We start from the raw sequence: 25,311 nt of genomic DNA, 5'->3' as shown, positions 1-25,311 counted from the left end.
TATTTTATCTTTGTACGGACATATTAATCAAACACAAACAGAACAATGAAAAATTTTAAGTACATTCTTTTGATACTGATTGCAGGTGCTTCTCTTTCGAGTTGCGGATATAACGCCATGGTCGAGAAGCAGGAATCGGTTACGGCACAGTGGGGAAACGTGCAAAATGCCTATCAACGGCGTGCGGACTTAATCCCCAACCTGGTAGCGACCGTGAAAGGCTATGCCGAACATGAGCAGGAAACATTTACGCAAGTCACCGAAGCCCGTTCGAAAGCAACCCAGATTACGGTCGACCCCGAGAATCTGACCGAAGAATCGCTTCAGCAATATCAACAGGCGCAGGGCGAATTGAGTTCCGCCATCGGACGCTTGCTGTTGATTCAGGAAAATTATCCGGAGTTAAAGGCGAATCAGAATTTCTTGGGATTGCAGGATGAACTGGCCGGCACCGAAAACCGGATATCGGTGGAACGGAATAAATTTAATCAGTCCGCGCAGGATTATAATCGCTATATCCGTCAGTTCCCGAGGGTGATTTATGCCGGATGGTTCGGCTTTAAACCCAAAGGATATTTTCAGGCGAGCGATGCTGCACAAACGGCCCCGCAAGTACAGTTCTGACAATTTATATTGGCAGAAAAACTTCTCAATCCATAAAGAAAAATGTTGAAAAAACAAGCGTTGGAGCAGATTTCTGCTGCCATCAGGGCGGCCGAAAAGCAAACTTCAGGAGAGATAAGGGTGTGTATTGCCGCCTCGTGCAAAGGCGAGCCGCTGGACGCCGCTGCGGCTAAGTTTCGCAGTTTGAAGATGCACGTCACGCAATGGCACAATTCGGTGTTGATTTATGTTTCTCCCACCGACCATAAAGCGGCTATTGTCGGCGACAGCGGCATTAACCGCATCGCCACGGAAGGCTTTTGGGAAGAGACGTTGCAGGAGATGCTTTTGTTTTTTCGGCAAGATAAGATTGTGGAGGGCATTTGCCGGGCGGTGGAAAAAACCGGAGAATTGATACGGGTGGCTTTTCCGGTCGAAAAAGACGATATAAACGAATTGAGCGATGAGGTTATTATTGAAGAGTAAGTTTTTTCTGACGGTAGCATTCTTCCTCTGGTGTGCGTCGTTTGTATCGGGACAGGATATTCCCGAACCGATGTCGCCGCCACGGTTGGTAAACGATTTCGCCGGTATCTTTTCTTCCGTAGAACAGCAGGCGCTCGAACAAAAACTCTTGGCTTATAACGATTCGACTTCCACGCAAATTTATGTCGTTACCGTCGGCGATCTGAAAGGATATGCCATATCGGATTTTGCTTTTCGCCTGGGGGAAGAGTGGGGCATAGGCCGGGCCGATAAAGATAACGGTGCGGTTATCCTCATCAAACCCAAAAACGGCGATAGTCGCGGGCAGGCCTTTATTGCCACCGGATACGGACTGGAAGCTCTCATCAATGATGCTTTTGCCGGCCGTATCGTGCGTAATGAAATGATCCCTTATTTTCAGGAGAATGATTATTTCGGCGGTGTGAATGCGGCTATCGATGTGATGATTGCACGCCTTTCCGGAGAATATGATGCCGATGAAGAGGATTCGGAAGGCAAGATTCCGCTCGTAGCAATTATCATTATTGTTTTCTTTTTAATCCTTTTCCTGCGGATATTTTTCGGCGGCGGTGGCGACCAGCATATCGACGGCGACGGACATCATCGCGGCGGTGGCGGTCCGATATTCATACCGCCTGTCTTCGGTCGTGGTAGTGGCGGCGGAGGTTTTGGGGGTGGTGGCTTCGGCGGCGGAGGCGGCGGAAGTTTCGGTGGCGGCGGCGCCGGGGGAAGCTGGTAAAAAATGGAGAATGGACAATGCTTATAACAGTTCTTGGGCCAACGGCCAGCGGAAAGACGTCCTTTGCAACGCAATTGGCATATCGTGTCGGAGGCGAGATAATCAGCGGTGATTCACGGCAAGTGTATCGAGGCATGGATATCGGCACCGGCAAAGACCTGTCGGATTACACGATTGAGGGTGTCGAAATTCCCTATCATCTTATCGACATTCGCGATGCGGGAGATAAATATACGCTTTATCACTATCAGCATGATTTCCACCGGGTGTATGCCGATATCGTCGCACGCGGCAAAACACCTGTTTTGTGCGGAGGAACGGGCCTGTATATCGAATCGGTTCTGAAAGGATATCATCTTCCCGATGTGCCTGTCAATACGGCATTGAGGCATTCGCTCGAGGGGAAGTCGTTGCCCGAATTAGCCGGTATTTTGCGAGGATATAAAACGCTGCATAATACGACGGATATCGACACGGAAAAGCGGGCGATCCGGGCTATCGAGATTGCCGATTTCCAGGCAAGGCAAGTTGTAGGCGTGTGCGATTTCCCGGCATTGGAAAGTGTTATTTTCGGCATTCATATCGATCGCGAGGAAAGACGGGCGCGCATTACCTCACGCCTCCGCACGCGGCTGGAAGAGGGGATGGTTCAGGAAGTGGAGCGATTGCTCGCTGGCGGCCTTACAGCCGAAGACCTCCTTTATTATGGTTTGGAATATAAATATCTTACGCTTTATGTCATCGGGCGGTTGTCTTATGGCGAAATGTTTTCGCAACTCGAGACGGCCATTCATCAGTTTGCCAAGCGGCAAATGACCTGGTTTAGAGGAATGGAACGCCGTGGATTTACCATCCATTGGATCGAAGCGTCTCTTCCGATGTCTCAAAAGTTGGAGAAAGCGTTTTCTTATCTCGATGGACTGAAAGATAGTTAAGCGATTTTGAGGTGCTGAAAGAGAAAAATCGTATTTTTGCATCTCGAAACGGATAAAGCCGGACGCTTCCCTCCGTTTCGGTTCACTCAGACGATTCATTATTTATAGATAAAATGATTAAAGGTCAATTCCCTGTAGAAAAGTTCCAATCGATAGAAACTCCTTTTTATTATTACGATATCGAGTTATTGCACAAGACGCTCGACACCGTTAAAACAGCGGTAAAGGATAAAAACTTCCACGTTCATTATGCCGTTAAGGCGAATGCCAATCCCCGGATATTAAAAGCAATAGCCGCTTACGGATTCGGGGCGGATTGTGTCAGCGGGAATGAAGTCCTCCGCGCCTTGGAGTGTGGCTTTGATGCCTCGAAGATTGTGTTTGCCGGTGTCGGTAAGACGGATAAGGAAATCCGTATCGGCCTCGATAACGATATTTTTTGCTTTAATGTAGAATCGTTGCCTGAGTTGGAAGTCATTGAAACGCTTGCTTCCGAAAAAGGGAAGACGGCGCGTATTGCTTTACGGATCAATCCGAATGTGGATGCCCATACCCATCGTTACATTACTACGGGATTGCAAGAGAACAAGTTCGGCTTGAATGAACGCGATCTGCCGAAAGCCTTGGAAATGATCGGGGCGTATTCGCATATCGAGTTAATCGGCATTCATTTTCATATCGGCTCTCAGATTACCGACTTGTCCTCGTTTGAGGACCTCTGTGTAAAAGCCATTGAGTTTCGGCAGCGGTTAAAGAGTTGGGGAGCGGTTCTGCCGCTGATAAATGTCGGTGGAGGGTTAGGAATTAATTATCAACATCCCAATCATTATCCTATCGCCGATTTTGAATCTTACTTTCGGTTATTCGAGAAGTATCTCACAATGGATGACGGGCAAGCGTTGCATTTCGAATTGGGACGTTCGATGGTGGCTCCTTGCGGTTCCCTCATCACCCGTGCTACCTATATAAAAGAGGGAATCAATAAAAAATTTCTGATTGTCGATGCGGGAATGACCGATTTAATTCGTCCTGCTTTATATAAAGCTTTTCATCACATTGAGAATATCGGTTCCGATCAAGAATATACCACCTACGATGTGGTCGGCCCGATTTGTGAGTCGAGCGATGTGTTTGCGCAGGATATTTCTTTAAACGAAGCGAAAAGGGGTGATTTAATCGCTATTCGGTCGGCCGGGGCGTATGGAGAGGTGATGGCTTCTCACTATAATTGCCGGGAGCTTCCGAAATCGTACTTCTCCGATTCTCTATAAATATAAAATGGATTTTTCAACTATTTCTTTTTCCGGGTTCTCTGTTATAGAATGGAGTCTTGTGAGCGCATTGCTTTTCTTCTTTCTGACCCAATTATTTTTTTCTTTTTTCTTATATAGAAAGCCGTATGCGCATGGACAAAAAAATTCTCATCCGGATGAGGAGGGTATTGAGTGGCCGGGTGTATCGGTGATTATCTCCTCACGGGACAATTCGGAAAATTTGGCTAAGAATCTTCCGGCTATTCTCGAACAGGATTATCCGCGCTTCGAAGTGATTGTCGTCAATCGCGGCTCGACCCTCGAGACGGATTTACTTCTCCAGTCGCTCGAACAAAAATACGAGCACCTTTATCATACGTATGTCCCTGCGGAAGCGGAAAGAGTAAATGAAAAGAAATTAGCGCTGATGTTAGGCATCAAAGCGGCTAAGAATGATATTCTACTTTTTACCGAAGCGTATTGTAAACCTTGTTCCGACCAATGGATTAAAGCGTTTGCCCGCGAGTTTATCAAAGGAAATGATATTGTTCTCGGCTATTGTAAGCTGCATATAAAGAAAAAGTGCGCCATGCGGCATTTTATATTATTTGATAATCTGATTTACAGCCTCAAATATTTGTCCATGGCTTTACGGCATAAACCCTTTATGGGGAATGGCCGCAATATGGCATACCGGAAGCAACTATTCTACAAGGCGAACGGCTTTTCGTCGGTTTTAAATATGAATGACGGGGAGGACGACCTTTTTGTCAATCGCGTCGCGACTTCTGATAATACGGGAGTCGTTGTTTCACCCCAAAGTATGACGGAGTCCGACACGATAACGAGCTTTGCCGATTGGAAAATGTTTAAATCGAGATATATTTACGGGAGGCATTTTTATAAAGGGGGGGCTTCTGCTTTTTGGCGTTGGGAGACACTTTCGAAATATGCTTTTTATGTGTTGCTGCTGGGAACATTGATCTGGAGTTTCTTAAACGGAAACGGTCTCTTGTTTTTGTTGGCGGTTCTTCTTTTTGTCGGGAGGTATGGTTCCCAACTTATCCTTTTGAATAAAAGCAGTAAATGGTTCGATGCCGGAAAGTTTCATATTAATTTGCTGTTTTTCGATCTTTTTCAGCCTGTCAGTAATATTCGGCTTAGAAAATATGCCAAAGGGAGGGGGCATAATAAAAGGTATTGGTCTTATTAAAAGGTGCCATTTTGTCATTGTACAAACTTTTGTAATAGATAAATGGGTTAAAGCGGGTTAATCGCTTACTCTTTCCGTTAAAAGTGTTAAAAAGTAAAATCCAAAGAGAATTATTGTATGTTTTTTGTTCTATATTTGCGAAACTAAAAATGTTAAAACGAACATTCTAAAACAGTTTAATATGAACATAGGAAATACAAAAAACTTACTCGTTATCATTGTGGTGGCGATACTCAGTTCCGTGGTAACTCTTTTGGGTTACAATGCCATAAATAAGAAACAGTTGCCTTTTGGAAATCAATCGGACAATTCTCTTTCCATGGTGGATGTCGGCGAATATGCGACATCATTTAAGCAGGATCCGAATGTGACATTGACCAACTTGACGACAGCCGAAGGGTATCCCGATTTTACGGAAGCTGCGGCCCGTTCGGTAAACGGTGTCGTGCATGTCAAAACAAAATCGATAAGCCGACAGGAATACATTAATCCGTTAGATTTGCTTTTTGGATTCGGCGGTCGCGATTTTCAATACGGAGAGCCCCGTGAACAGTTAGGCTTCGGATCCGGCGTAATCATCTCGAAAGACGGTTACATTATTACGAACAATCACGTAGTGGCCAATGCTACCGAAGTGTCGGTTTCTTTAAACGACAATAGGGAGTTTATCGCCAAGGTTGTGGGCACCGACTCGCAAAGTGATATCGCTTTATTAAAAATCGAAGGAGATAATTTCCCGTATCTCACGTTCGGCAATTCCGATGCTTTGAAGGTCGGCGAGTGGGTATTGGCGGTTGGCAATCCGTTTAATCTCACTTCTACTGTGACGGCCGGTATCGTAAGTGCCAAAAACCGCTCTAATGTCGGAGACGGTAGTTTAGGCATTCAGTCTTTTATTCAGGTCGATGCGGCTGTAAACCGGGGAAACAGTGGCGGAGCATTAGTAAATACAAAAGGGGAATTAGTGGGAATTAATACGATGATTTATTCTTCAACGGGAGATTTTACCGGTTATGCATTCGCCGTTCCTATTTCGATCGCAGGAAAAGTGGCTTCTGATTTAAAGGAGTTCGGAACCGTACAACGTGCTATGTTGGGGATTTCCGTTCCCAATATTGAAGAGATTCGGCGGCGAGATCCTGATAAAGCGCGTGAGTTATCTCAAATAAAAGGGGTTTTGGTAGAAGATTTCAGTGATCGTAGTGCTGCCAAAGCTGCCGGTATCGAGAAAGGGGATATTCTTACGGCTATTAATAATGTACCTATCCGTAATTTTGCCGAATTGCAAAGCCAGTTGAATCGATATCGTCCCGGCGATAAAATTAAAGTGACGGTCGATCGTAAAGGAAAGGAACGTTCGTTTACCGTAGAACTTAAGAATGATGAAGGAAATACCGAAATAATGCGTGGTTCCGATGGCGTGCAACTGTTAGGCGCGGATTTCAAAGAGGTTTCGGTCGATAAGAAACGTCAATTAGGAATAAGTAGTGGTGTGGAAGTCGTTTCGGTTCAGAATTCGGGCCTTTTCAAAAAAGGAGGAATCAATAAAGGCTTTATTATTATGAGGATTAATAATGCGCCTGTCAATAATGAGGGGGATATTTCACGAATCGTAGCGGCCACATCTACCCGCGAAGATAAAGTGATATTGATAGCTGGTTTCTATCCTCCCAATGGAAGAACCCAGTATATACCGATTGATTTGACCCGGAAATAAAGCCTTGGCGTTAATTAGAGTTAATAAGGTGGATTTACGTAACAAAAATAGCTTATTCGGTGTTTGTATAGCAAAGGATTCGGCAATATTGCCGTTTCCTTTGATATTTTGCGGGGAATAAATAATCTTTTTTTCGTCATGATTAAAAAAATGATTAATTTTGCACCCCCTTTTAGACAGGAGAACGATTATAGAAGATGAGACAATTAAAGATAACAAAATCGATTACAAATCGCGAAAGCGCTTCTTTGGACAAATATCTTCAGGAAATTGGACGTGAAGATTTGATTACAGTAGAAGAAGAAGTGGAACTCGCTCAGGCTATTAAGAAGGGTGACAGGCAAGCTCTTGAAAAATTAACGAGAGCCAACCTTCGATTTGTCGTATCGGTGGCTAAGCAATATCAGAATCAAGGATTAAGCTTGCCGGACCTTATTAATGAAGGAAATCTGGGCCTTATTAAGGCTGCCGAAAAATTTGATGAAACCCGTGGATTTAAATTTATCAGTTATGCTGTTTGGTGGATACGTCAATCTATCTTGCAGGCGTTAGCCGAACAGTCGCGTATTGTCAGGCTTCCGTTGAATCAAGTGGGGTCATTAAATAAAATAAATAAGGCTTTTCAGAAATTCGAACAGGAAAACGAACGCCGTCCTTCTGCCGAAGAACTCGCGAATGAGTTGGATATATCGGTCGATAAAATAACCGATTCTCTGAAAGTTTCAGGACGCCATATCTCTATGGATGCTCCCTTTGTCGAAGGAGAGGACAATAGTTTGTTGGATGTTTTAGTGAATGACGATGCTCCCATTGCCGATCGTACGCTTATTAACGAGTCTTTGCAAAAAGAGATTGACCGAGCTTTATCTACTCTTACGGAAAGGGAAAGCGATATCATTAAAATGTTTTTCGGTATCGGTTGTCAGGAAATGACCCTCGAGGAGATTGGAGATAAGTTCCAGTTGACGCGCGAAAGAGTAAGACAGATTAAGGAAAAGGCCATTCGTCGTTTGAGGCAGGATTCGAGAAGTAAACTACTGAAAAGTTATCTGGGATAAGGGTTGTAGCCTATTAAAAATAAGGGTTTACAGCGGTACGGATTGTGAAAAAACGCCTAAAACCTGTGTATTTTTCAGTTTTTTCACCTGAAAACAAGAATATATAGAAATTAAGTTTTATATTTGTAGCCTAAATATTACCTATTTATGTTGGAATAGGTTGACAGATAAAGAGAATGGTTCTGAATTATTGAATTCTTGACGAACTTTTTTATAGCATAAACGTTATAAGAAAGACAAATACGAAAAAATAGACAAACGTAACAGAACAAATAAATATTATCGAGTAATTGTAATAAAATGTTTAATTAGAATTTAAATTTATGAAAAAGTTTAGTTTACTTTTAATTTCTGCTCTTGTTGCATTTAGCATAAGTGCGCAAGAAGTACAAAATGTTTCTCATGGTACAGTGTACCTGAAGAACAAAGCGAGTGACAATTGGTTTTTAGGTTTAGGCGGAGGTGTAAACACCTACAATATGAAGAAATTTGACAACCTCGGCGACCGTCTCGGTTGGCAAGGACAAATAAGCTTGGGCCGTTGGAATTCTCCGGTTTGGGGTGGTCGTTTGGTTATCGATGCCGGTGAGCCTGTTACCAATTATGAAACGGACGCAAAAGTGAAATGGGCCGGAGCTCATTTAGACCTGCTGTACAACTTCACAAATGCGGTATTGCCTTACAATCCTGAAAGAGTGTATAGCTTTATTCCTTATTTGGGTGTAGGTTATGCGTATGGTATGAACGAATGGTTTAAAAAACCCAATGCGGACAACGATTTGTTCAAAGGACAGAATCAATCATTGACGTACAATATTGGTATCATCAATAACTTCAGATTGGGACGTAATGTAAGCCTTTTCCTTGAAGTAGGATACAGATTGTTCCAAGAATCATTTGATAATTCGGCTACTCCCGCAGGTGATTACGAATATGACGGAATGCTTTCCGTATTAGGAGGTATCCAATTCGGTTTAGGTGGAAAACAAGAGTTCACTTCTGCTGAACTGTTGGATTACAACTTAATCAACGACCTGAACAGCCAAATCAACAGATTGCGTTCTGAAAACGAACAACTGAGACAAAGACCGGAATCTTGCCCCGAATGTCCTGAAGTTGCTCCTCAGCCCGTTGCTGAAGAATCAGTTTATGTTCCTAATGTTGTATTCTTCCGTATCAATTCATTCAAAATTGACAAGGGCCAACAAGTTAGCGTATACAATACTGCTGAATACTTGAAAGCGAATACGGATGCAAAAGTTAACATCGTTGCTTATGCTGACAAACAAACAGGTACTCCGGAATACAACTGGTCTCTTTCTGAAAAACGTGCTAAAGCTGTTGCTGACGCGTTGATCAATGAATATGGAATTGACAGTAGCCGTATTTCTGTAGACTGGAAGGGTGATACCGTACAGCCGTATGCAGAAAATGACTGGAACCGTGTAGCTATCTTCTTCGCTGAATAAGCATAGAAAATAAGATTACCATAATAAAAAAAGCATCTCTTTTAAAGAGGTGCTTTTTTTTGTGAAAAGAATTTACCGAAGATGTCGCTTGGAACGACGTCTCCGGTTATAATTATTCTTTGATATAGATGCGTTTTACGCGGGGAGATATTGCCGTAAGAATTTCATAAGGAATCGTGCCGATATTATCCGCAAGCTCAATTACAGAGAGGTCTTCTCCGAAAATAATCACCGCATCTCCTTCATGAGCGCTGATATCGGTTACATCGACCATGCAAAGATCCATGCATACGTTGCCGACGATGGATGCCAGTTGGCCGTTTATTAATACCTGACCTTTCCGATTGCCGAATTGGCGGTTCAGTCCGTCGGCGTATCCTATGCGTATGGTCGCTATCCGTGCGTTCCGGTTCAGTTCTTCTTTACGTCCGTATCCGACTGTTTCATGGCGGGGGATATCTTTAATCTGTAAAATTGTCGTTTTTAGCGTACATACATTTTTTAATCCGGGTAATCCGCTGGCGCTTACTCCATACAGTCCGATACCTAAACGCACCATATCCCATTGTGCTTCCGGAAAACGTTCTATTCCCGCAGAGTTTAATATGTGCTTGTAGATTCGATAGCCAAGCGCGTCCTGAATGCTTTCGGCCGTCTTTTTTAGTGTTTCGATTTGATGACCGGTGAAATCGTCGAAAATCCAACTCTCGCTGGCCGAAAGGTGTGAAAAAACCGACCGTACTTTCAACGCTTTTTGTTCTTGCAAGATGTTCACCAATTGAGGAAGCTGCTCGGGAAGGAATCCCAACCGGTGCATTCCGGTGTCGATTTTTATATGTACGGGGTAGTCGGTCACTCCCCTTCGATCGGCTTCTTTAATAAAAGATTCCAGAATGCGGAAATTATACACTTCGGGTTCCAGATTGTTGGAGAATAGTTCTTCGAAGCCGTTTACTTCCGAATTCAATACGATCGTCGGGATGGAAATCCCTGCATTCCGCAAGGCAATCCCTTCTTCGGCAACCGCAACAGCTAAATAATCGCACCGGTGATATTGTAATGTCTTCGCCACTTCAACGGCCCCCGTGCCGTAGGCGTTAGCCTTTACCATACAAACGAGTTTCACCTCGGGCGAGAGTTTCGATTTATAGAAGTTGAAATTATGGACCACCGCATCCAAATCGACTTCCATGACGGTTTCATGCGGCCGTTCTTCAATCAGCGCATTGATTTGCTCAAAGTGATAGGCGCGGGCGCCCTTCAACAGAATTAATTCGTTGTGGAAATTTTTCCATTTTTGTGATTGAATGAATGCCTCCGTTGAAGGAAAAAACAGTTTCTCTTGCACTCTAAAGGCGCCGGCATTTTCGGAAATGTTTTTGCCGATACCGATAATTTTTTCAATGCCGCGTTTTTGCACCATTCCCGCCACTTCTTGGTAAAGCGCTTCGGATGAGATTCCCGATTGTAAGATATCCGATAAAATCAGCGTTTTTTTCAGCGGGCGATCCATCTTTCGTTGTTGCTGAAAATCCAATGCAATTTCGATGGAATTAATATCCGAATTATACGTATCATTAATGATGAGACAATCCTTTTTTCCCCGGCGGACATCCAGTCGCATGGCTACGGGTTCGAGTTTCTTCATTCTCTCCGATATCGTTTCGGGTGAAACGTGCAGATAAAGCATTACCGCTAAGCAGTCAATGGCGTTTTCGATGGAAGCCTGATCGGTAAAGGGAATCGCGAATGCATGATTGAAATGCAAAAAAGAATAATGGATAATACTCTGAAATTGATTCTTTTCGATTTTAAAAATATACAGCGGCGCATCTGTGTTGTCAGACGACCAAGCGAAGGATTTTTGCGACAATACCGATAAATTGACACATTCGTCAATCATTTTATCGTCTTCTTCATAGACAAACATCTCGCAATTTGTAAACAGTTCGAGTTTCTCCATACATTTTTGTTGGATGCTTTCGAAGTTTTCCTGATGCGCTTTGCCGATATTTGTCAGAATGCCCATGGTCGGCCTGATCACCGGTTCGAGATGCTCCATTTCGTCGGGTTGCGAAATTCCGGCTTCGAAGATACCGATTTGCGTTTGTTCATTCAATTGCCAGACCGATAGCGGAACTCCAATTTGTGAATTGTAGCTGCGCGGCGAACGTACTATATTATAGTCGTCCTGCAATAGCTGATATAACCATTCTTTCACAACCGTTTTGCCATTGCTTCCCGTAATACCGATAACCGGGATGTCGAATTTTCGCCGGTGATGAGCCGCGATCTTTTGCAATGCTGAGAGCGGATTCTTCACTTGAAAAAAATTGGCATCCGAAAACGGCGCCCACTCTTTCCATTTTTTAGAAACGACAAAGTTCCGAACGCCCGATTGATATAAATCGGTAATAAATTGATGAGCATCATTATTTTTCGACTCCAATGCAAAGAATAGCGATTTCTCGGGATCGGACAGTTTGCGGCTGTCGACTAGTAGAATAGAGATTTCAGAAGGAATTATATTTTTGTCTGAAACTCCCAATATCGATGCAATTTCAGTAATTGAATACGTCATAATTATCAAACTTGTTGATGGGTTAGTAGTAAATCTATATCATCGATCTCTTTTGTACAAGTAATAAAAGGATACTTGTTTGAAAAGAGACGCAATTTATCGCGTGTGAGTAGAAGAAAGTCCCGGTAGGAGTTGTTTTCAGGGTGCAGCGGACGATGATTCAGCGCTTTCCGGATGGTTTCCCATTCCTGTATAATCTCCTTGGTCGATGCTGAAAAATAAGTATCTGAAAACCGCTCCCAGATATAGTCGATGGCGAGGTTCGACGGATGAAGCATATCACCGGCATAAAAGCGGTAATCGCGGAGTTCATCCATCATGATTTCGTAGGCGGGGAAATAGAACACATTGCCGCCAAAACGCTCCATCAGGGCCTCGACCGATACCTGAAGAATCGATTTGCTCACCGTGTTTTCATGAGCCCCGTCTTTCCAGTGTCGTATGGGGCTTACGGTGAAAATAATCTTTATTTCCGGGTTTATTTCTTTCAGCAGGGCGATCAAATCCGACCAGTCATCCGTAATTTTTTGTATCGATAAGCGTTTCCTATCGAATGTATCGGCCGGAAACTTGTGGCAATTATTCACCACTTCGCCGGTTTCTTTCCAGTAATAAGCATAGGCCGTGCCGAAGGTGATCAAGAGTATTTGTGCCTGACGGATAAAATCGGCCGCTTCATTAAAGCGCTGCTGAATGGTGTCGAGACAAGCCTGTTTGTTTGTGCTCGAAAACGAACCGTGATGCATCAGGCTGCAATAAAGTCCGCGATGAGCAAGCAGGTCGGCGTCGGTAAATCCTTTTCGTTGTAGCAGCCGCCGGATGGATGAGGATATGGATGACGGGTTGTAAGAAATGCCGAACGGATTCATGTCGATAGGAAACTTGCTTTCTATCAACTTAGCCCCGATGTTTTCGGAGAAACACGATCCGAAAAGCATTCCTTTCGTGGTGTGCCCGATGGAGAATCCGGGCGGTGAAATCGTTATGGGTGTCCTGAAATCCATTACTCATTATTTTTACACAAATGTAGCAATAAAGGCGGTCAGGGTGGATATATTATCGTATATATTTTGTGAAATAAAACGGAGAGAAACGGGAGGTATATAAAAAAGGAAAGGTTGTCTCACGACAACCAATCTTCATTGTTAACCTTAAATCTAATACCATGAAAAACACGTTGCAAATATAGGCGTTTTTTCAATACGGCGTATACATTTCGAGAAGAAATCTTCTATATTTAGTTTTTATTAACTCGATTCGGTCTTTTTTCTTCTATTTGTGAATCTTTTTCACACTTTTATTCGACCTGCAAGACCAATCCTTTCAAATATTCCCCTTCGGGATGATAGATGTTGATAGGATGATCGGCCGGCTGTGTAAGCTGATGCAGTATGCGTACTTTCCGCCCCGAAATAGCGGCGGCGCTGAAGACTGCGAGGCGGAATTGCTCTTTCGTGATGGCCTGTGAACAAGAGAATGTAAAAAGTATTCCTCCCGGAGCAATGGCATGGAGGGCCGATAAATTGAGCTTTTTATATCCTTGCAGGGCGTTATTGATGGCGCTGCGGTGCTTGGCGAATGCCGGCGGATCGAGGATGATCAGATCGTAACTTCCGGGTTCGATTTGTTTGAGATATTTAAACGCGTCCTGTGCATAAGACGCATGGCGCGGATCGTTGCTAAAATTCAGTTCGATGTTCTGGTCGGTAATCATGACGGCTTTTGCCGAACTGTCGACCGAATCTACTTTCTGCGCTCCGCCGCGCAAGGCGTATACCGAAAAGCCGCCGGTATAACAGAACATGTTCAATACCGTCCGTCCGGCGGAATAGCGTTCGAGCAAGACACGGTTTTCCCGTTGATCGATGAAGAAGCCGGTTTTTTGTCCTTTCAGCCAATCGATATGGAATTTGAGTCCGTTTTCCACCGCAACCGGGTCGCTGTTTTCCGCGCTCCCCATCAGATATCCGTCGGTGTCCGACACGATGTTGGCGGGAAGAGTTCCTTCCGATTTATAAAAAACCGCATGCAAAATATCGGACGGAAGCACTTTCGCCAACGCTTCCACAATGAGATGCCTGTCACGGTGCATACCGATGGAATGGGCTTGCATGACGGCCGTATGACCATATATATCGATGATGAGTCCCGGTAAATAATCGCCTTCGCCGTGGATAAGCCGGAAGGTGTTATTGTCGGTGCGCAACAAGCCCAGTTTTTTACGTAAGGCGAACGCTGCCGCGATGCGCGCTACGTAAAAGTCCCGGTTGATGCTCTCGTCGTCAAACGAAAGGATGCGCACGGCGATACTCCCGTTTTGATAATGACCTGTCCCCAAAAAAGAACGATCGTCAGCCAAAACTTTCACGACTTCGCCTTCTTCGATATCGGCGGGAAGGTGATCGATGGCGCCCGAAAACACCCAGGGATGAAACCGGCGCAACGATTCGTCCTTCTTACGGCGTAAAATAACTTCTTTGTAATGGTTCATTTGTCCGTTGATAGTAAATGGTTGTAAATTTTGAGACAAGCCCACGCATCGATGGCGGCATACGATTGTTGCGCCGGACTGAGTTTTTCAGCTTCCCAGTTGGAGACACGTTGGTTTTTGGTTATTTTTTTGTTGAAAATAATCGCGTATATCTTTTGAAGACTGTTGTCTTCGATGTCGAATTGGTCGACAAACTGTTGCAGGTCGATGAAATTTTCCACCTTTCGCCCCGAACGCTTTCCGATGGCCGCAAAATCATCGCGAAGCGACAATCCGATTTTCTTTACTTGCGGATTGCACATCAAATTTTGTAGTGCATCGGGATATCCGATCCGGTTGAGGCGGAACAGATAGCAAACGTCGTCGGACGAAAGTTGCATTAAGGCTACTTTATGCACTTCACCGCGTTTGAACGACGGTTTTGTTTCGGTGTCGAAGCCGATAGCCGGTTGATGCGATAAATAGTCGACTGCGCGTACTACCTGTTCCGGTTCGTCGACAACGAAAATCTTGCCCGGAAACGTTTCTATCGGTAGTTGCGCTATGGTTTCTTTTGTAATTGTCAGTCCCACAAATCCTCCTCGTTTAAATCTGCATTCTCTTCCGAATGCGTCGCGTCGCTGAACAGCAGGGTGTGCAACGGACGTAAAACATTCACTAATTTTTGTCCCCAATAGGTGCGGAAATTTTTAACGCACGCATAAAGGGCATCGTTCATTCGGTCGGTCAACCCATATTGGTAAACGGATATGAAATTGCGGACGTCTTGATAGATGTCGGCGATATTTTCCGACACGAAGGCCGAGACCGGCGTGTCGCTGTATTTCATATCTTCCACGAACACCTCTAAAAAAACATCGTCTTCGCCCATGATGGCTGTGACTTTGGAGGCGATGCGGGCATAATCTTCTTCTTTGACAAAAGTCTCGAGCATTTCTTCTTCTAAAGAGATGGTTTCGGGAAGCAGCAACGCTTTTACGTACAGTAGTGAAAGCAATTTGGTCGTTTTGTCAATCCATACGTGCCGTTCTGCGGAATCGTCATTTTCGAGATAGGCGCAAAACTCCACTGCCACTGTCACGAAATCGATCACGTTCTTACTATACACGATATGATCGGTTGTTTCAGACATATTTTAATTTTGTTACAAACCTGAAAACGGATCAGGCTTTTCGTTTTGCAAAAGTACATAATATTTTTCGTTTGCCGGCCAGACCTATCCAAATGGTCAAAACGGAGGGGCTGTTTATTTCCGTCGAATTGAGTCGACACCTTTTGAAAGTGCTTTTTTTTCCGGAATCTTCATACGACGGCTTCTAAAAGTACTTTTTACCCCCGGAAAATCGATACGACGGCTTTCAAAAGCACTTTTTACCCCCGGAAAATCGATACGACGGCTTTCAAAAGTACTTTTTGCCCCTGAAAAATCGATACGACGGCCTTCAAAAGTACTTTTGCCCTTAAAAAATCGATACGATAGCCCTGAAAAGTCTTTTTTGGCTTAAAAAATCGATATGACGGCCTCTAAAAGTACTTTTGAATCCTTTCGCCTTTAAATGACGGGAGTTAAAAGTCGTTTTACACCCCATTTCTTTGAAAGAACGGCTATATTCAGTCCTTCTCGGAGGCGACGATATGTGTTAATGATAAGAAAAACGTTTTTCGATGATTGATTTTTGTTTTAAATTTGTCCTCGAAGTCAGAAACTGTTTAAATTCCTTACGAAAAGCGGTAAGGAAAGTATTCTTTTTGAATCGCGAAACAAATTTAAACAAATTCTAAATAGACGTTTTTTGTTTGAGTAAACCCGGTTAATGAATAAAATATATGTGATGCTGATTGCTTGTCTGTTGCAAACGATCAGCGCTTTTCCCAGCGAACCGCCCGCGACCGAAGTCAGGGCGGTATGGCTTACAACGAATTACGGTCTCGATTGGCCGCATAATAAAACGGATGTCTCCCGTCAAAAAAAAGAATTGATTGCCATCCTCGATAACTTGCAACGGCATCATTTCAATACCGTATTGTTTCAAGTGCGTGCGCGGGGCGAAGTGTTTTACGACTCGAAGATCGAACCGATGTCTTCGCTTATTGTCTCCGGCGGATACGGTCGCTCCGCATTCGATCCGCTGGCTTTCGTGGTCGAAGAATGCCACAAGCGGGGATTGGAATGCCATGCCTGGATGGTAACGTACCCCCTTGGCGGTAATAAACATGTGCGGAATATGGGCGCAAAATCGCTCGTTCGCAAGGAACCGGCCCTCGTTAAAAAATATAAGGGCGAGTGGTTTCTCGATCCGGGTAATCCCCGTACCGATAATTATTTGCTCTCGCTGGTGAAAGAAATCGTCACCGGCTACGATGTCGACGGCATTCATTTTGACTATATCCGCTATCCCGATAACACCGTCAAGTTCCCCGATATGGGCACTTACCGCCTTTACGGTAAAGGAAAAAGCCGCGAGCAATGGCGCCGGGACAACATCACCCGTTTTGTGACGACCGTATACGATTGGGTGAAAAGTTGCAAGCCGTGGGTGCAAGTGAGCAGCAGCCCGCTGGGGCGCTATCGCGGGCTGAACGGTGTAGGGCACGGCTGGACTGCCTACGAGTCGGTGCATCAGGATGCCGCCCGATGGATGAAGGCCGGCAAGCACGACGCCCTTTATCCGATGATGTATTATAAAGATCAATTGTTTTATCCTTTCGTCGACGATTGGATGGTGCAGTCCAATGACCGCATTGTCGTTCCCGGATTGGGAGCCTATCAGATGACCGAATTAGGTTGGAGCCGGCAGGATATCCTTCATCAGGTCGATTACACCCGCCGTAAAGCGGTGGGTGGGCAGGCTTTCTTCCGCACCGAGAATGTTTTGTCGAATACGAAGGAGATTCTCACGGCGCTCGACGAATACTATCATTATCCGGCCAAATTACCGCCCATGAAATGGTTGTCCGACACGGTTCCGCCTGCGCCCTTCGATTTAACGGCCGAAAGGTTACCCGGAGGACGTTTTCAGTTGAAATGGAAGTCGTCCGGTACGTCGCGGCGGGTTACCTATAATGTGTATCGTACCGATAGCGACTTGTTCGATACCGAAAATGGAGCGCATTTACTGGCTGTAGGGCTCCAGAACCCTGTCTTTGAATACGATGTTCCCGATGATGACAAAGCCTATTATTATTTTATTACCGTCTCGGATTCATATCATAATGAAAGTGCGATATCCTTTCCGGCATTTTTCTTCCATTCCCAGATGGTCAAATAATCGTGATGGAGAGATTGTAAGTTGATGAGATGATGGGATGATGGGATGATGACCGACGACTGGTGACCGGAGACCGGCGACCGAAGACCGAAGACCGGAGACAAAGTGACAGGGAGACAGGGAGAAAATATAGAATCATTCGTTAGGAAAAATCATAAAAAAGAAATAAATTTGTGCCCATGGACAGCAATCAAAAAGTGAGGAAGCAGGTCAAGGAAGAGTTCATCCGGTATTTGACCCAGCATAAGCATCGCAAAACGCCCGAACGGTTTGCGATTCTCGATCACATTTATTCAACCAAGGGGCATTTCGATATGGATTCGTTATACCGGTCGATGATGGAGGAGAACTTCCGGGTAAGCCGTGCGACCTTGTATAATACGATCGAGCTGCTTCTTGATTGCGGCTTGGTCATTAAACATCAGTTCGGCGCCAATGTAGCCAAATATGAACGCACCTACGGGAATGAAAATCATGATCATATCATCTGCACGACGTGCGGACAAGTGTGGGAAGCCAAAAACAGCAATCTGTTCACCGCCGCGCAGCTCAAAAAAATAAAGAAATTCACCGTCAACTATTACAACTTGTACATTTACGGTACGTGCAGCAAATGTATGCACGCCAAGAAAATGGAACTTATGAAACAAGAGCGGGAAGAAAAAAATAAAAAGAACAACAAATAATATAAACAAGTACGTGTTACAAATAAGAAACAACAGATGAAAGTAGATGTAATTTTAGGTCTTCAATGGGGAGACGAAGGCAAGGGTAAAGTAGTCGATGTGCTCACGCCGTCTTATCAAATGGTCGCCCGGTTTCAGGGAGGACCTAACGCCGGGCATACGCTCGAGTTTGAAAATCAGAAATATGTATTGCGATCCATACCGTCGGGCATTTTTCAAAAAGGACAGATCAATGTCATCGGTAACGGCGTGGTACTCAATCCTGCGTTGTTTAAGGAGGAAATCGAAGGGCTCGAAGCTTCGGGACACAACCTGACCGACCGCCTGTATATTTCCCAAAAAGCCCATCTGATTTTGCCCACGCATCAATTGCTCGATGCGGCCCTCGAAAAGGCCAAAGGCGACTCGAAGATCGGTACTACCGGAAAAGGCATCGGCCCCGCTTATACCGATAAAGTAAGCCGCAACGGCCTGCGCGTGGGAGACCTTTTTCATCGGTTTGAAGAAAAATACCGCTATGCGGTTGAAAGGCATAAAGAGATATTAGCCCGCTACGATTTTGCCTACGACCTCGAAGAACTCGAGGCCAAATGGTTTGCGGGAGTCGAAAAGCTGAAAACATTTCCGATTGTCGATACCGAACATTTCATCAATAAACGCCTGGCCGAAGGCGACAAGGTCTTGGCGGAAGGGGCGCAAGGATCGATGCTCGATGTCGATTTCGGATCCTATCCTTTTGTCACTTCGTCCAACACGATATGTGCCGGCGCATGCACGGGTTTGGGTGTCGCTCCGCATAAAATAGGCGATGTTTACGGTATTTTCAAAGCCTACTGCACGCGCGTGGGAAGCGGGCCTTTCCCGACCGAATTGTCGGATGCCGATGGAAAGGCGCTTCGCGACGGAGGGCACGAATACGGTTCGGTCACGGGACGTCCCCGGCGTTGCGGATGGATTGACTTGGTAGCCTTGCGTTATACGATTATGCTCAACGGTGTGACGAAGCTGGTGATGATGAAAAGCGATGTCCTCGATGCGTTCGATACCATCAAGGCTTGTGTGGCCTATAAAATCGATGGAAAAGAGGTTGTTGACCTGCCTTTCGATATCGACTGCGAGATAGAGCCGGTATGGGCCGAATTGCCCGGATGGAAAACCGATATGACGGACATGAAATCCGAAAACGAGTTTCCCGAGGAATTCAACGCGTACTTATCTTTCCTCGAGGATGAATTGCAGGTGCCCATCGCCATTGTGTCGGTAGGGCCTAACAGGGCGCAGACGATTATACGCTGAGGATAGAGGATAGAGATTAGAGACTGGGAGAGGGAGAGACCGGGGGACTGGAGACTGGAGACTGGTCCTTTTTTGGCATGTTTTTTGTTTTTCACTTTTTGTAGACAACTTTTGTGTGAAACAAAATGTTTAAAGAACAACTAATCATTTTACATTTAGCTTATGATTTTAATTTGGATTTTATTTATCGGAATAGCTGTTGCCGGATATGCCGTTCAAGCGACATTACAGAACAAGTTTAAAAAATACTCGAGGATACCCTTACGAAACGGGATGACGGGTAAGGATGTGGCTGAAAAAATGCTTCACGACAACGGCATATACGACGTGCAGGTTATATCCACTCGCGGATCGTTGACCGACCACTATAATCCTGCCAATAAGACCATCAACCTGAGCGAGCCGGTCTACGCTACCAACAGCGTGGCGGCTGCGGCGGTAGCGGCGCATGAAACCGGTCACGCCATTCAGCATGCGCGGCAATATGCCCCGTTGAAAATGCGTTCGGCCCTCGTGCCTGTCGTTTCGGCCACATCGAAATGGGTCACATGGGTGCTTTTGGCGGGGATCATTCTCTTGCAAAGCTTCCCCGGCCTTTTATGGTTCGGCATCGCACTGTTCGCCTTGACGACATTGTTCAGTTTCATTACCCTTCCGGTTGAAAGAGATGCATCCAAGCGTGCGTTGGTGTGGTTGAGCGGTGCCGGCATTACCGATGTCAGCAATCATCGTCAGGCCGAAGACGCCCTCAACTGGGCCGGTTATACCTATGTGGTAGCTGCTGTCAGTTCGTTGGCTACGCTCATCTATTATGTTCTTATTGCGCTTTCGGGCAGTAGAAGATAAAAGAAGACCGGTACTTCGTTGTCACACAGTCGTTCGTTTTAATCCGTCTTCCATCGTTATCATTTTTAAAACGGCGAAACCAACAATGTACCCTCTTTTTTGTTTATAAGATTGAAAAAACTACAAGCTTCGCGTATGAAAACAGTACTTATTACAGGAGGTTCCGGATTGGTCGGAAGGGCCCTGTCGGATTTGTTGCTCGAAAAAGGGTATAAAGTGATTTGGTTGAGCCGCGAGCGATATGTCAAAGCCGATATTCCCCGTTACCGGTGGGATTACCGTAAAGGAGAAATTGATGAGAAAGCGTTGGAACAGGCCGATATCGTTATCCACTTGGCCGGATCGAATTTATCGGAAGATAGTTGGACCCGAGCCAAAAAACAGCGTATTGTCGAAAGCCGTGTGAAATCGGCCGCTTTGATACTCGCTAAATGGAAAGAAATGGATAAGAAACCGGAAGCGTTTATATCGGCTTCGGCGGTAGGTATCTACGGAAATGATATATCCGATGAGGTTTTGGATGAATCGGCCGATGGGCGAATGGAAGATTTTCTCAGCCGCACGTGCCGTAAGTGGGAAGCCGAAGCGCAACGATTTACCGATGAGCTGGGCGCCCGCTCCGTGATGGTTCGTCAAGGCGTAGTGCTCTCGGGCAAAAGCGATGCCTTTCGCAAAATGCTTTTTCCTACGCGTTATGGACTCGGCGCCCGCATGGGAAACGGACGGCAGTATATGAGTTGGATACATATCGATGACTTGTGCGCCATGTATTTGAAAGCGATTGAAGATGCCGCTATGCAGGGTCCTTATAATGCCGTGGCGCCCGAGTTCATGACCAACACCGAGTTTATGCGTACGTTGGCGCGCGTGTTGCGCAAGCCGTTCTTTCTGCCTCGCTATCCGGCTTTTTTTATGCGCTTGTTTATGGGGGAAGCCGCCGATATGTTATTGGGCGGCAGCCGTATTTCTTCCGAAAAGATCCGGAAAGCCGGATTCGAGTTTCGTTATCCTTCGGCAGAACAAGCTATAAAAGCGTGTGTAGATGCCGTGAATAAAGAGGTTGAGGAGAAACGCTCCGGACAAGGGCGGAGATAAGCGCGGAACGCATCGGTTAAGTCCTTTGTCGGTCGTTTCGGATACCGCCGCAATCACCGTCGTTATTCCGAAGAACGTTCGTTTCACGTGTTTTGGGCTTTCCTCAAATTGAAGAAAGAAAAATAAAAAACTTGTTGACATAGGGTTGACATTCCGGCCGCTTATCTTTGCATCTAAACATAAGAAAGAAGTAGTATGGATTTAAATGTGCATTTGGTTTTCGGTGGAAATTGCGAAGACGCTTTCAACGCCTACAAAGAATTGTTTGAAGGAGAAATTGTGTTTGTCTTTCGTAAAGGGGAAGACAAAACGATGCCGGTCGGGGAAGAGGAGAAGAATAAAATCTCCCACATAGTAATGAATACCCCTCAGTTTAGTTTACAAGGCGAAGATGCCGATGCGGGGGTACCCGTATCGACAGGAAGTAGTAAGTTGGTACTCGTTTTTCATGATTTGCAGAAATTACAAGCGGTTTACCGTACATTGGCTGATGGCGGGAATATCGTAAGTCCGTTGCAACAAACCTTTTTCTCGGAAGCTATAGGCGAGGTTGTCGATGCATTTGGCGTTCGTTGGCTCATTATGATGACCGATGAAGACTATGAATCGCATTGACCGCTTATCGTGATATCCGCGCGTTGGAAGAAGCGGGTATTCCCATTGTCGAAAATCCCGGAGTGGGCTATTCGTTGGTCACGGGGAAGCGTTAGAAAAAATTGTTATCCGGGTGAAAAAAGGCCGGATGTCGCTTTTGGAAGACGATAAGTATTATTACGGATTGATGGATGAAAAGGAGGCGGAAGAGCATGTCGAATTATCTTTTCTTTTTTTCTCTCTTGAAAAATTCGCCCGGTGGTATCTTTCTTTTGCCGATGTAGCCATGATTCTTTCTCCGGAGAAATAAAATAAAGAAAAAGCATCTTAAAGTATTCTTTTAGTAAGAACGTATCTCGTTTCGTTATACGGCCTCTGAAGAATACTTTTAAGATGCCTCTATTCAGGCTCATTGTCCGGTTATTTCTTCCGGATTCGATATAAATTCCCCTCGTCCGTCACGGCATACAAAGCGCCGTCATTTCCTTCGGTAATGTCTCGAAACCGTTGACCTTCGTCCGCGAGTAAGCGTTCTTCTCCCACCACTTTATTGTCTTCGATCACGATACGGGCGATATGCTTACTGCTTAGCCCGCAAATAAACAAGTTATTTTTCCATTCGGGAATAGCATCGGAAGCATAAAATGTCATACCGCTTGGCGAAAGAACCGGATCCCAATAATAAACCGGTTGCTCCAGACCTTCCTTTTGTGTAATTCCTTCACCGATGGTTGCTCCGCTGTATTCGATGCCATACGTAATGGTTGGCCACCCGTAGTTTCGTCCGGCTTTAATCAAATTCAACTCGTCGCCGCCTCTTGGCCCCATTTCGCTTATCCACACATCTCCCGTTGCCGGATGAATCGCTAATCCTTGCGGATTCCGGTGGCCGTAAGTGAATATTTCCGGAAGAGCCTCCTTTTCGTTTACAAAAGGATTGTCGGCTACCGGACGGCCTTCAATCGTTATATGGATCACCTTTCCCAATGCATTCTCTAATGATTGGGCTTTGGGGCGTGTTTGCAAATCAGAGCGTTCTCCGGTAGTGACAAATAAATTTCCTCCTTTATCGAAAACAATTCGCCCGCCGTAATGTAATTCGCTTTCGAAGGCTGGTTGGGCGCGATAAATAACCTGCACTTTTTCCAATCGCTTCTCATCGTCGGATAACCGGCCTTTAGCCACTGCGGTAAGGTTCCCATTGGGTTGTTTCTCTGTAAAAACGACATACACCATGCGGCTTGTTTCAAAATCGGGAGCTACCGTCAAACCCAACAATCCGCCTTGTTGGTTAACTTCGGTTGCAGGAAGCCCTGTTATCTGAGGGCTCAGCGTTCCCGTAGCCGAAGCAATGCGCAACGTGCCGGTTTTTTCGGTTATCAGCAGTCGTCCGTCCGGTAAGAGAGCGATACCCCACGGGCGAGAGAGCCCTCGGGCGATTACTTCCGCTTCGTAAGGAGTAGTGGTTTTGCTCCCGGCTATACGTGTTTGTCCTTCAAAAGCCGGTTGATAATTCGTGTTAGGCTTTTGAGTTTCAACAGGAGGCAATGTATCTTTGCCGGAGGATTCCGGTTGTTCTCCGGACGTCTGTTTGCCGCTACAGGATGCGGTAAGAATACAGAGTAAGAAAGTTAGGATTGTTTTCATATTATTCTTTGTTAGAAATTTAGTTCCGATCTTATTTTCATTAAAATCACAGGCAACTCAGAAGGATTTCTTTGGCCACATCACCGGTTACGTTGTGGTTTTCGCCATATGCCACGCCCCGATCATTGAACCGATCGGCAATCAGGTTGATGGTTTCCATGCCGATGTTCTCTTCCGATAAGCGGGTGGTTAATCCCAAGGAACGATAGAAAGCTTCGGTCTTTTCAATCGCCTTATCGACCCGCTCTTCTTCCGACCCTTCTGTGATGCCGAAGATGCGTTCGCCGTATTGCAGCAGTTTGGCGTGTTTTTGGTCTTTCAGCACCCGCAAGGTCGCAGGCATAACTATTGCTAATGAATGACCGTGAGTGGTGCCGTGAAGAGCCGTCAGTTCATGCCCGATTTGGTGGGTCGACCAATCCTCCGTAACACCCATGCGGATGAAGTCGTTCAAAGCCATCGTTGCCGCCAACATATAATCGGCCATCAGGTCATAGTCTTTCGGATTTTGCTTTATTTTCGGGGCAATTTCCATAATGGAAAGCAAGACGCCTTCCGCCCATCGATCCATAAGGCGGGACTGTCCCGGAGTCGTCATATATTGTTCCAATACATGCGTGTACGCGTCGGCAAGTCCGCAAGCTATTTGATGAGAGGAGAGGGTATAGGTCACTTCGGGGTCGAGAATCGAAAATTGTGGATAATTTCCACGGAAAGCATATTTTTCTTTTGTTTCGCTGCGGGTAATCACAGCGCCGCCGTTCATTTCCGAACCCGTAGCAGGCACGGTCATGACCGAAGCGAAAGGGATTTGTTTCTCTGTTTTGCCTTGCAAAACAATTTCCCAAGCATCGGTATCGGAAGCAATGCCCGCCGCTACCAGTTTCGTTCCGTCTAAGACCGAACCGCCTCCGACCGCCAGCAAGTAATCGACTTTCTTCTCTTTTCCCACATCGATGGCTTTGCGTAAGGTCTCCACATGCGGGTTAGGCTCTATTCCCCAGAATTCAATATAATCGCGCCCTTGTAATGCGTGCGTCACTTGTTCATAAACACCGTTTTTCTTAACACTTCCTCCGCCGTAAGTAACCATAAGCGTTCCTCCGGCAGGGATTAATTCCGCCAGCTTAGCGATTTGTCCTTTACCAAACACTAGTTTGGTAGGATTTTGAAAGATGAAATTTTTCATTATTACAGATAGTTATTTTGCCTATATTCACGTACATAAATAACATCTCGCAGACGAACTTGTTCATGGGTAAAGGATAACAAGCGGCTTTTCTTGATGTAGGATCGCCGGGGGCGTTGCGTT

At 45.4% G+C, this 25,311-nt stretch carries 23 protein-coding genes and 1 pseudogene; 17 read left to right on the top strand and 7 right to left on the bottom strand.

Annotated elements, in window-relative coordinates; translation table 11 throughout:
• Positions 1-45 precede the first annotated feature (45 nt).
• The 9 genes from ABNK31_RS11760 to ABNK31_RS11720 all read left to right on the top strand — a co-directional run bounded on the left by ABNK31_RS11760 (position 46) and on the right by ABNK31_RS11720 (position 9,494).
• Positions 46-624, top strand: a complete 579-nt coding sequence (locus tag ABNK31_RS11760; RefSeq protein WP_418892703.1) for a LemA family protein — start codon at positions 46-48, stop codon at positions 622-624.
• Positions 625-666: 42 nt separating this feature from the next.
• A complete protein-coding gene (locus ABNK31_RS11755; protein WP_418892702.1) occupies positions 667-1,089 on the top strand; it encodes a TPM domain-containing protein in 423 nt (140 codons plus the stop codon).
• Positions 1,067-1,849 (top strand): TPM domain-containing protein, encoded by a 783-nt coding sequence (locus ABNK31_RS11750; protein WP_418892701.1) that lies wholly within the window; start codon positions 1,067-1,069, stop codon positions 1,847-1,849. Before ABNK31_RS11755 ends, ABNK31_RS11750 begins: the two co-directional genes overlap by 23 nt.
• 17 nt (positions 1,850-1,866) lie before the next feature.
• A complete protein-coding gene (gene miaA, locus ABNK31_RS11745; RefSeq protein WP_418892700.1) occupies positions 1,867-2,784 on the top strand; it encodes a tRNA (adenosine(37)-N6)-dimethylallyltransferase MiaA in 918 nt (305 codons plus the stop codon).
• 113 nt (positions 2,785-2,897) lie between these two features.
• Positions 2,898-4,055 carry a diaminopimelate decarboxylase gene (gene lysA, locus ABNK31_RS11740; protein WP_418892699.1) on the top strand — a complete coding sequence of 386 codons (1,158 nt, stop codon included), beginning with the start codon at positions 2,898-2,900 and terminating at the stop codon, positions 4,053-4,055.
• Between the two features lie 7 nt (positions 4,056-4,062).
• On the top strand, positions 4,063-5,250 hold the full coding sequence (locus ABNK31_RS11735; protein ID WP_418892698.1) for a glycosyltransferase: 1,188 nt from the start codon (positions 4,063-4,065) through the stop codon (positions 5,248-5,250).
• A 181-nt stretch (positions 5,251-5,431) separates the two neighbouring features.
• Positions 5,432-6,967: a trypsin-like peptidase domain-containing protein gene (locus ABNK31_RS11730; RefSeq protein ID WP_418892697.1), complete on the top strand. Its 1,536-nt coding sequence runs from the start codon at positions 5,432-5,434 to the stop codon at positions 6,965-6,967.
• A gap of 197 nt (positions 6,968-7,164) precedes the next feature.
• Positions 7,165-8,025 (top strand): sigma-70 family RNA polymerase sigma factor, encoded by an 861-nt coding sequence (locus ABNK31_RS11725; RefSeq protein ID WP_418892696.1) that lies wholly within the window; start codon positions 7,165-7,167, stop codon positions 8,023-8,025.
• A gap of 323 nt (positions 8,026-8,348) precedes the next feature.
• Positions 8,349-9,494: an OmpA family protein gene (locus ABNK31_RS11720; protein ID WP_418892695.1), complete on the top strand. Its 1,146-nt coding sequence runs from the start codon at positions 8,349-8,351 to the stop codon at positions 9,492-9,494.
• A 112-nt stretch (positions 9,495-9,606) separates the two neighbouring features.
• On the opposite strand, the gene ABNK31_RS11715 is transcribed toward ABNK31_RS11720, so the two are convergent.
• From ABNK31_RS11715 to ABNK31_RS11695, 5 genes are all read right to left on the bottom strand, one after another.
• Complete coding sequence (locus tag ABNK31_RS11715; protein ID WP_418892694.1) at positions 9,607-12,075, bottom strand: bifunctional UDP-N-acetylmuramoyl-tripeptide:D-alanyl-D-alanine ligase/alanine racemase; 2,469 nt, start codon at positions 12,073-12,075, stop codon at positions 9,607-9,609.
• 5 nt (positions 12,076-12,080) lie between these two features.
• Positions 12,081-13,079 (bottom strand): GSCFA domain-containing protein, encoded by a 999-nt coding sequence (locus ABNK31_RS11710; protein WP_418892693.1) that lies wholly within the window; start codon positions 13,077-13,079, stop codon positions 12,081-12,083.
• 293 nt (positions 13,080-13,372) lie between these two features.
• The gene (locus ABNK31_RS11705; protein ID WP_418892692.1) at positions 13,373-14,566 is read right to left on the bottom strand and encodes a class I SAM-dependent rRNA methyltransferase; all 1,194 of its coding nucleotides are present in this window, start codon (positions 14,564-14,566) and stop codon (positions 13,373-13,375) included.
• Entirely contained in the window at positions 14,563-15,138 is a 576-nt protein-coding gene (locus tag ABNK31_RS11700) for a 3'-5' exonuclease (RefSeq protein ID WP_418892691.1), read from the bottom strand. Before ABNK31_RS11700 ends, ABNK31_RS11705 begins: the two co-directional genes overlap by 4 nt.
• A complete protein-coding gene (locus ABNK31_RS11695; RefSeq protein WP_418892690.1) occupies positions 15,129-15,698 on the bottom strand; it encodes a DUF5063 domain-containing protein in 570 nt (189 codons plus the stop codon). Before ABNK31_RS11695 ends, ABNK31_RS11700 begins: the two co-directional genes overlap by 10 nt.
• Before the next feature lie 682 nt (positions 15,699-16,380).
• Between ABNK31_RS11695 and ABNK31_RS11690 the strand changes: the two genes are divergently transcribed.
• From ABNK31_RS11690 to ABNK31_RS11655, 8 genes and pseudogenes are all read left to right on the top strand, one after another.
• On the top strand, positions 16,381-17,835 hold the full coding sequence (locus tag ABNK31_RS11690; RefSeq protein ID WP_418892689.1) for a glycoside hydrolase family 10 protein: 1,455 nt from the start codon (positions 16,381-16,383) through the stop codon (positions 17,833-17,835).
• 179 nt (positions 17,836-18,014) lie between these two features.
• Entirely contained in the window at positions 18,015-18,521 is a 507-nt protein-coding gene (locus ABNK31_RS11685; protein WP_418892688.1) for a Fur family transcriptional regulator, read from the top strand.
• 36 nt (positions 18,522-18,557) lie between these two features.
• Entirely contained in the window at positions 18,558-19,817 is a 1,260-nt protein-coding gene (locus tag ABNK31_RS11680; RefSeq protein WP_418892687.1) for an adenylosuccinate synthase, read from the top strand.
• 162 nt (positions 19,818-19,979) lie between these two features.
• Positions 19,980-20,663, top strand: coding sequence for a zinc metallopeptidase (locus ABNK31_RS11675; protein ID WP_418892686.1), 684 nt, complete (start codon positions 19,980-19,982; stop codon positions 20,661-20,663).
• Positions 20,664-20,798: 135 nt separating this feature from the next.
• Entirely contained in the window at positions 20,799-21,758 is a 960-nt protein-coding gene (locus ABNK31_RS11670; RefSeq protein WP_418892685.1) for a TIGR01777 family oxidoreductase, read from the top strand.
• A 195-nt stretch (positions 21,759-21,953) separates the two neighbouring features.
• A complete protein-coding gene (locus ABNK31_RS11665) occupies positions 21,954-22,373 on the top strand; it encodes a VOC family protein (RefSeq protein WP_418892684.1) in 420 nt (139 codons plus the stop codon).
• Positions 22,373-22,459 (top strand): annotated as a pseudogene (locus ABNK31_RS11660) (HTH domain-containing protein); the annotation flags it as partial. The gene ABNK31_RS11665 and the pseudogene ABNK31_RS11660, both read left to right, overlap by 1 nt.
• Before the next feature lie 26 nt (positions 22,460-22,485).
• The gene (locus ABNK31_RS11655) at positions 22,486-22,662 is read left to right on the top strand and encodes a hypothetical protein (protein WP_418892683.1); all 177 of its coding nucleotides are present in this window, start codon (positions 22,486-22,488) and stop codon (positions 22,660-22,662) included.
• 110 nt (positions 22,663-22,772) lie between these two features.
• Here ABNK31_RS11655 and ABNK31_RS11650 read toward each other — a convergent pair whose 3' ends face one another.
• Complete coding sequence (locus tag ABNK31_RS11650; RefSeq protein WP_418892682.1) at positions 22,773-23,999, bottom strand: PQQ-dependent sugar dehydrogenase; 1,227 nt, start codon at positions 23,997-23,999, stop codon at positions 22,773-22,775.
• A 46-nt stretch (positions 24,000-24,045) separates the two neighbouring features.
• Positions 24,046-25,188: an iron-containing alcohol dehydrogenase gene (locus ABNK31_RS11645; RefSeq protein ID WP_418892681.1), complete on the bottom strand. Its 1,143-nt coding sequence runs from the start codon at positions 25,186-25,188 to the stop codon at positions 24,046-24,048.
• Positions 25,189-25,311 lie beyond the last annotated feature (123 nt).

It is taken from the genome of Limibacterium fermenti, from assembly GCF_041902845.1.
GTDB classification, from domain to species: Bacteria; Bacteroidota; Bacteroidia; order Bacteroidales; family Dysgonomonadaceae; genus Limibacterium; species Limibacterium fermenti.
This window is presented reverse-complemented; position numbering and strand designations above follow the sequence as displayed.